The 7046-nt window shown below is 67.7% G+C and carries 8 protein-coding genes; 5 read left to right on the top strand and 3 right to left on the bottom strand.

All coding sequences use genetic code 11. From position 1 onward, the window contains the following. Positions 1-319 (top strand): membrane dipeptidase (locus tag JZ791_RS43030; RefSeq protein ID WP_216903559.1); only part of this gene is annotated, 319 nt, incomplete at its 5' end. 38 nt (positions 320-357) lie between these two features. Here JZ791_RS43030 and JZ791_RS43035 read toward each other — a convergent pair. The 3 genes from JZ791_RS43035 to JZ791_RS43045 form a co-directional block, all read right to left on the bottom strand. Then, the gene (locus tag JZ791_RS43035; RefSeq protein WP_216903561.1) at positions 358-1176 is read right to left on the bottom strand and encodes an RpnC/YadD family protein; all 819 of its coding nucleotides are present in this window, start codon (positions 1174-1176) and stop codon (positions 358-360) included. A 203-nt stretch (positions 1177-1379) separates the two neighbouring features. Next, the gene (locus tag JZ791_RS43040; protein WP_216903563.1) at positions 1380-2024 is read right to left on the bottom strand and encodes a DedA family protein; all 645 of its coding nucleotides are present in this window, start codon (positions 2022-2024) and stop codon (positions 1380-1382) included. A gap of 194 nt (positions 2025-2218) precedes the next feature. Beyond that, entirely contained in the window at positions 2219-3028 is an 810-nt protein-coding gene (locus JZ791_RS43045) for an NUDIX hydrolase (protein ID WP_308163487.1), read from the bottom strand. A 76-nt stretch (positions 3029-3104) separates the two neighbouring features. On the opposite strand from JZ791_RS43045, the gene nadA reads away from it, so the two are divergent. From nadA to JZ791_RS43065, 4 genes are all read left to right on the top strand, one after another. Further along, positions 3105-4163, top strand: coding sequence for a quinolinate synthase NadA (gene nadA, locus JZ791_RS43050; RefSeq protein ID WP_216903567.1), 1059 nt, complete (start codon positions 3105-3107; stop codon positions 4161-4163). A gap of 10 nt (positions 4164-4173) precedes the next feature. Continuing rightward, positions 4174-5790, top strand: coding sequence for an L-aspartate oxidase (locus tag JZ791_RS43055; RefSeq protein WP_216903569.1), 1617 nt, complete (start codon positions 4174-4176; stop codon positions 5788-5790). Between the two features lie 31 nt (positions 5791-5821). Continuing rightward, positions 5822-6682 (top strand): carboxylating nicotinate-nucleotide diphosphorylase, encoded by an 861-nt coding sequence (nadC, locus tag JZ791_RS43060; protein ID WP_216903571.1) that lies wholly within the window; start codon positions 5822-5824, stop codon positions 6680-6682. Continuing rightward, positions 6683-7046, top strand: a 364-nt coding sequence (locus JZ791_RS43065; RefSeq protein WP_216903573.1) for an arylamine N-acetyltransferase family protein, incomplete at its 3' end; no start/stop codon positions are given.

Below are 7046 nucleotides of genomic sequence, written 5' to 3' on the forward strand. Positions count from 1 at the left end.
CCCCCGCCCGGTCCCCACCGTCGCCACGGTAGCCGACCACCTCGACCACATGCGCGAGGTAGCGGGCATCGACCACATCGGCCTCGGCGGTGACTTCGACGGCACCGCCTTCGTCACCGCGGGCCTCGACGACGTCGCAGGCTACCCCAACCTGTTCGCCGAACTCCTCGCCCGCGACTGGTCAACCGAGGACCTCGGAAAATTGGCCTGGCACAACGCCGTCCGCGTACTACGTGAAGCAGAAAACGTCGCCAGCGAACTCCAGAACACCCTCCGACCCTCGATCGCAACCATCGATCAACTCGATGGAAACGGCTGAGTATCCGTTCTGGAGTTCAGCGACTCACCGGCTTCGCATCAGGCTCCGAACACAGCGTCGAGTGATGTGGCGTTGACAGTCCTGTCCGCCCAGCGTTCCAGTTGGTTTGTATCGGTGCAGGACTCGACCCGGCGGCGAACTTCCTTGCTGATCGAGAATCCACGGGCAGCGAGCATCCGAAGCAGTATGCGGGCTTCACCTTCGGTTCGCCCTTCGGTTAGGCCTTCGGTTCGCCCTTCCGCGCGTCCTTCGGTTAGGCCTTCCGCGTGAGCCTCTGTCTTGATCTTCTCGAAGAACGGGTCCTTGAACTCGAAAGCCATCATTTCCTCCATATGGGTACGTGCCGCCTCAGAGGCAAGGGCCTTGACCAGGCCAGTGTAAGTGAAGCGGCGGTCGGGATCGAGGGCGGCGAATCTGTGCAGTACTTCCTCGCGGGCTGCTGGCCGGTCCAAATTCAGCGCTCCGGTGAACGCGGCCAGTACGGTGAGTTCGGCGGCCACCTTCGCATGTGCCGGGTCGTTCGGGTCCGGAGTCTCGTCGGGGCCGATCGCGATCGGTTCCAGCACGAAGTTCGGGTGTCCGGTGTGGATCGGTCGTCGGCAGGCCTGCGCGGTGCGGCGATTGCGTGCCAACATCATGAGCACAGCGCCGCAGCGATGATGCCGTTGCGCGATCGCCACATAGGCGGGCAGTGCGCGGCGTTTCTCCTCAGTGGGTGGCGCGGTTTGTGATTCGGCTACCAAGGCCAGTTTGTCGTGGCCGTCTTGGAGCACAGTGCAGTGATCGGCGAGGAACACCGCGGCGTCCGCGTCGCTCAGGTTGCTGTCGGTTGGAGTGATGGTCGGGTTGGCGGGCACCGCCAGATCGGTATAACCGGTCAGTAATACCCGTGCCAGCTGCGGGTTATTCCGCAGCAGTTCGGCGGGTGTCTCATGAGGGATTTTGGGCACATGCTCACAGTGCCTGGGCTGAAAAGTGTTTCGCCAGCAGCTGATCGGCGAGTCGTGAGCGACACACGCAGGCAGGAAATTTGGAATAGCGCTTTTGGAAAAGTGGTGGACTATTCGCTCTCGCGGGCGGTTTCGTACTTGGCTTCGACTGCTTGGCTGTGGCGGCGTTCGCGGATTTTCCAGATGATCACGGCCAGGATGACGATGACGACCACCGCGATCGTCATGCCTCGGCCGACGGTGGCGGCGAGTTTTTCGGCGGAGTGGCCGGCGAGGTAGCCGACCAGTACGAAGGCGGTGCCCCAGACAACGCCGCCGGAGGCGTTGAAGGCCAGGAAGCGGGGGTAGGGCATGCGGGAGGTGCCGACCAGGGCGGGCATTACCGCGCGGAAGAATGCGGTGAAGCGGCCCAGGAATACCGCCCAGCCGCCGCGGCGGGACAGGAAATCCTGTGCTCGGTCCAGACGGCCGCGATAGCGGTCCAAAGCGTGCAGGGCGAGGATTCGGGTGCCGAAATGTTTGCCGACCTCGTAACCGACGCTGTCGCCGATGATCGCGGCCAGGACCACCAGGACGATCATCGCCCACAGTTGTACGTGGCCGCGGCTGGCCGCTATCCCGCCGATCACCGCGGCAGTCTCGCCGGGGAGCACGAAGCCGACGAAGATCGCGTCCTCGGCGAAGACCAGCAGGCCCACGGCCAGGTAGACCCAGACCGGCGCGATGTTCAGGAGCCGCTCCAACAGCGAGTTCATGTCGGCAACGCTACCCGGTGGCCCGGGGCAGCGGCGTGAGCGTACGCACCGTTCACCGTCGCCGAGATCCGGGATCGGTCTATCGCAGGATCCGGCCGGCCGAACGGCCAGGACTCCCGTAAGTGTTGATCACCTGAGCATCACCCGCAGAGGGCGCCGTGCCTGGGCCGGCGCATGGTGAACGGTGCCGGCGCTCAGCTGGGCGGGCGCAGGGCGGCGAACTCGTCGGTGACGCGGATCTCGCTGTCGGTGAAGCGGTAGAGGGCGGCCGGTCGACCGCCCGCCTTGCCGGATGCGGCCGTAGCGCCGGTAGGCGTTATTACCTTGCGGCGGCTGAGGACTCGCTGCAAGTTGGTTGTATCGACCTCATACCCCAGTGCTGTGCAATAGATTTCGCGTAGCGCGGACATGGTGAAGGTCGGCGGGGCAAGGGCGAAGGCGATATTCGTGTAGGAGAGCTTGGCGGCCAGGCGCGTGCGGGCGTGCCGGGCCACGATGCCGTGGTCGAAGGACATCCGCGGCAAGGCGGACACCGGATACCAGTGGGTGTCCGGCGGCAGCTGCGGGTCCGCGGTCAACGGCACCAGGCCCAGATAGGCCGAGGCGATCCGGCGCGGCGGCGGCACGCGGTGCGGATCACTGAAGACCCAGACCTGTTCCAGATGCAGCAGCTCGCGCACGTCCACCTTCTCGGCGAGTTGCCGACGGGCCGATTCGTCCAGGTCCTCGTCGTCGCGCAGCCGCCCGCCGGGCAGCGACCAGGTACCGGTCTGCGGCTCCATCGCGCGCTGCCACAGCAGCACGGCCAGTTCGGTGCGCGATCCGGGCGAGCCGAGTCCACCCACCCCGGCGGCTCCGCAACCTCCACCGCCTTGCCATCCCCGTCGGGGAGAGTTCGGATCGATCGGCTCGCTATCGGCTTGACCTGCGGCGATGGTGTCGCGAAAGCGACGAACCTGGAACACGGCGGTAAGCGATTCGTGAATGGTGCTACTATGGGGCACGTTTTCGATTATAAGTCGAAAACCGATAGGATGCGAAATCGGCGAAGATGCCGGGCGCATGAGAGAGGAGCCACCCATGGCGACTGCGACGTTTGCCGGGCGCGTCATCGACGGCCCGTCGGGGTTCACGGGGGTCGAGGCGACGCCGGAATGGGCCGCCGAGGTCAAGCGGCTGGCGCGCCAGCGCAACGCGACCATCCTGGCGCACAACTACCAGCTGCCCGAGATCCAGGACATCGCCGACCACGTCGGTGATTCGCTGGCGCTCTCGCGTATCGCCGCGCAGGCCCCCGAGGACACGATCGTGTTCTGCGGTGTGCACTTCATGGCCGAGACAGCCAAGATCCTGAGCCCCGACAAGACCGTGCTGATCCCGGATCAGCGCGCGGGCTGCTCACTGGCCGACTCCATCTCCGCCGACGAACTGCGCGAATGGAAGTCCGAACACCCTGGGGCCGTGGTGGTCTCGTATGTCAACACGACCGCGGCGGTCAAGGCGCTGACCGACATCTGCTGCACCTCGTCCAACGCGGTGGACGTCGTGGCCTCCATCGATCCCGATCGAGAGGTGCTGTTCCTGCCGGACCAGTTCCTCGGCGCACACGTCAAACGGGTGACCGGCCGCCAGAATATGCACATCTGGGCGGGCGAATGCCACGTGCACGCCGGCATCAACGGCGCCGAGCTCACCGAGCAGGCCCGCACCCACCCGGACGCCGAACTGTTCGTCCACCCCGAATGCGGTTGCGCCACATCGGCGCTGTACCTGGCGGGCGAGGGCGCGTTCCCGGCCGACCGCGTGCACATCCTGTCCACCGGCGGCATGATCGACGCTGCCCGGGCCACACAGGCGCGGAGCTTGCGGAGCGCCCCGGAGACACGGTCGAATCAGGTGCTGGTCGCCACCGAGATCGGCATGCTGCACCAGCTGCGCAAGGCCGCCCCGGATATCGACTTCCAGGCCGTCAACGATCGCGCCTCGTGCAAATACATGAAGATGATCACCCCGGCCGCGCTGCTGCGGTGCCTGACCGAGAACCGCGACGAGGTGCACGTCGATCCGGAAACCGCCGCGGCGGGCCGTGATTCGGTGCTGCGCATGATCGCGATCGGTCAATCCGGCGGCGGGGAATGAGCGAGTCGTGATGTCCGATACGACAATTGGCTGGGAGGCCGAGGCCGACCTGGTGGTGATCGGCGGGGGCGTCGCGGGCCTGACCGCCGCTCGCACGGCGTCGCTGCGCGGCCTGCGGGTTCTCACCCTCAGCAAGGGCGGGCCGACCGACACCTCCACGCAGTACGCCCAAGGCGGGATCGCGGTCGTCGCGCCGCACGGTGATTCGGTGGACTCGCATGTGCAGGACACCGTCACCGCGGGCGCCGGGCTGTGTGATCCCGAGGCGGTGCGCTCGATCGTCGAGGGCGGCCGGGACGCGGTCACCGCGCTGACCGACCTCGGTGCGGTCTTCGATCTGGGGCGCGACGGCCAGGTCTCCCGCACCCGCGAGGGCGGGCACAGCACCCGCCGCATCATCCACGCCGGCGGCGACGCCACCGGCGCGGAGGTGCAGCGCGCACTCAATGCGGCCGGAATGCCGGTGCTGTTCGGCGCGGCAGCGGTACGAATCGTCACCGGGGCCGACGGCGTCCAGGGCGTTGTAGCGGTGTCGGACAAGGGATTCGGTGTGATCCACACGCCCGCCGTACTGCTGGCGACCGGCGGGTTCGGCCAGCTGTACGCGTGCAGCACCAATCCACCCGGCGCCACCGCCGACGGGATCGCCCTGGCCCTGCGGGCCGGTGCGACGGTGGCCGATCTGGAATTCGTGCAGTTCCATCCGACGGTCCTGTTCACACCGGGCGGACTGGGACGACGGCCGCTGATCAGCGAGGCCGTCCGCGGCGAGGGTGCGACACTCGTGGATTCCGAGGGGAATTCAGTGACCGCCGGGGTCCATCCGCGCGGTGATCTGGCCCCGCGCGATGTGGTGTCCCGAGCGATCGCCGCCCGCATGCAGACCTTGGGCACAGATCATGTCTACCTCGACGCCCGCGCGATCGACGGTTTCGCGGGGCGGTTTCCGACCATCACCGCCTCCTGCCTGGAGGCGGGAATCGACCCGCGCGGGGACCTGATCCCGGTCGCGCCCGCCGCGCACTACCAGTGCGGCGGGATCGTCACCGACACCCACGGTCGCACCGTGGTTCCCGGCCTCTACGCCGCCGGGGAGGCCGCTCGTACCGGACTGCACGGCGCGAATCGCCTGGCCTCCAACAGCCTGCTCGAGGGTCTGGTGGTGGGCGAGCGCGTCGGCACGGCGGCCGTCGAGCGGCGGGGCGTCGCGGCGCGGGTCACCGAGGCCGGTCCGGCGACCTTCCCGCGAATCGACCGAAAGGCATTGCAGGAGTTGATGACCGACCACGCGGGAGTGGTCCGGGACGGTGACGGCCTGCGCGGGGCGATGTTGCGGCTGCTGGGCCTGCTCGGCGGCACGGATACCACCCCGTCCACGGAAACCGCCTCGGTCATACGGGATCTGGAGGACGCGTCCCTGACGCTGACCGCCCGCGCGATGCTGGTCGTCGCGACGACACGCACCGAAAGCCGCGGCTGCCACACCCGATCCGATTACCCGGACTCCCGCGACGAGTTGCGGCGCAGCCTGCCTGTGCGGCTGGGTCCGGATGGTCGCCCGCAGATCGTCACCGCGAATGCGGAGCGCACTGGCCCGGTGCCGTTGGTGACAGCGAGGGCGTCGTGAACGGTACGAGACGAATTCGAGGAGTACACCGATGACGCTGGACGCTGGGCTCGACAGTGCGCAGATCATGACCCTGATTCGCACCGCCCTGGACGAGGACCTGCGGTACGGACCCGATATCACCACGGCCGCGACGGTTCCCGCCGACGCGGTGGTGAAGGCGTCGATGGCGGCCCGGCAGCCGGGCACCGTCGCCGGAATCGATGTGGGTCTGCTGGTGCTCGACGAGGTGATCGGCGCGGGCAATTACGAGGTTACCGAGCGGGTCGCCGACGGTGCCCGGGTGGCCCGCGGCGATACGGTCCTGACCGTGCTGGCGCCGACCCGGGGCCTGCTGACCGCCGAGCGCACCATGCTGAACCTGGTGACCCACCTGTCCGGCATCGCCACCGCGACCGCCGCCTGGGTGGACGCGGTGTCCGGCACCGACTGCCGAATCCGGGACAGCCGAAAGACGCTGCCTGGCCTGCGCTCGCTGCAGAAGTACGCGGTGCGGATGGGCGGGGGAGTCAACCACCGCATGGGCCTCGGAGATGCCGCGCTGATCAAGGACAACCACGTGGTGGCCGCCGGTTCGGTGGTGGCGGCGCTGCGCGCGGTGCGCGAGCACGCACCCGATATCGCGTGCGAGGTCGAGGTGGACACCCTGGAACAGTTGGACGCGGTGCTGGCCGAGGACGTTGAACTGGTCCTGCTGGACAACTTCCCGCTGTGGGCCACCCAGGCCGCCGTGCAGCGTCGCAACACCCGCGCGCCCCGGACGAAACTCGAGTCCTCCGGCGGACTGTCGCTCGACGTCGCCGCCGAATACGCCCGCACCGGGGTCGACTACTTCGCCGTCGGCGCGCTGACCCACTCGGTCACCGTGCTCGACCTGGGTCTGGACATGTAGATGACAAAGCCCGAGCATCCGGATTACCACTGGGACGGCGCGGCCCTGGATCTGGACGACTACCTGACCCGTATCGGGTTCACCGGCGAGCGCACTCCCACCCTGGAGACGCTGCGGGCCCTGCAATTCGCGCACGCCACCACGTTCCCGTTCGAGAACCTGGAGATCATCCTCGGCCGCCCGATTCATCTGGATCTGGAGTCGTTGCAGGACAAACTGATTCGCCGCCGTCGCGGCGGCTACTGCTACGAGCAGGTCCAGCTGTTCGCCGCCGCCCTGGAACGACTGGGATTCGGCGTCACCGGCCTGCTCGGCCGGGTTCAGCTCGGCGCCGACGGACTGCGCCCCCCCACCCATTCCCTGC

The sequence above is a fragment of the Nocardia alni genome (assembly GCF_019038435.1).
Classification (GTDB): Bacteria; Actinomycetota; Actinomycetes; order Mycobacteriales; family Mycobacteriaceae; genus Nocardia; species Nocardia alni.

Excerpts from the sequence above, each read along its gene's own strand:
- nadC (WP_216903571.1), top strand. The coding sequence starts at position 5,822 with ATGACGCTGGACGCTGGGCTCGACAGTGCGCAGATCATGACCCTGATT.
- JZ791_RS43040 (WP_216903563.1), bottom strand. The coding sequence starts at position 2,024 with ATGAACTCGCTGTTGGAGCGGCTCCTGAACATCGCGCCGGTCTGGGTC.
- nadA (WP_216903567.1), top strand. The coding sequence starts at position 3,105 with ATGGCGACTGCGACGTTTGCCGGGCGCGTCATCGACGGCCCGTCGGGG.
- JZ791_RS43055 (WP_216903569.1), top strand. The coding sequence starts at position 4,174 with ATGTCCGATACGACAATTGGCTGGGAGGCCGAGGCCGACCTGGTGGTG.